Annotated in this window: 1 rRNA gene; it reads left to right on the top strand. The window is 54.4% G+C overall.

From position 1 onward, the window contains the following. A 23S ribosomal RNA gene (locus IE153_RS41330) occupies positions 1-535 on the top strand; the annotation flags it as partial.

Here is a 535-nt window from a genome sequence, read left to right on the forward strand (position 1 = left end):
GAAAAGCCTCTAGCGAGTTTCATGGCGGCCCGTACCCTAAACCGACTCAGGTGGTCAGGTAGAGAATACCGAGGCGTTCGGGTGAACTATGGTTAAGGAACTCGGCAAAATGCCCCCGTAACTTCGGGAGAAGGGGGGCCACATCCGGTGATCCGTTTTACACGGTGAGCTGGGGGTGGCCGCAGAGACCAGCGAGAAGCGACTGTTTACTAAAAACACAGGTCCGTGCGAAGCCGTAAGGCGATGTATACGGACTGACGCCTGCCCGGTGCTGGAACGTTAAGGGGACCGGTTAGCTCCATTTCGGTGGGGCGAAGCTGAGAACTTAAGCGCCAGTAAACGGCGGTGGTAACTATAACCATCCTAAGGTAGCGAAATTCCTTGTCGGGTAAGTTCCGACCTGCACGAATGGCGTAACGACTTCTCGACTGTCTCAACCATAGGCCCGGTGAAATTGCACTACGAGTAAAGATGCTCGTTTCGCGCAGCAGGACGGAAAGACCCCGGGACCTTTACTACAGTTTGATATTGGTGT

The organism is Streptomyces massasporeus (genome assembly GCF_014648995.1).
Classification (GTDB): Bacteria; Actinomycetota; Actinomycetes; order Streptomycetales; family Streptomycetaceae; genus Streptomyces; species Streptomyces massasporeus.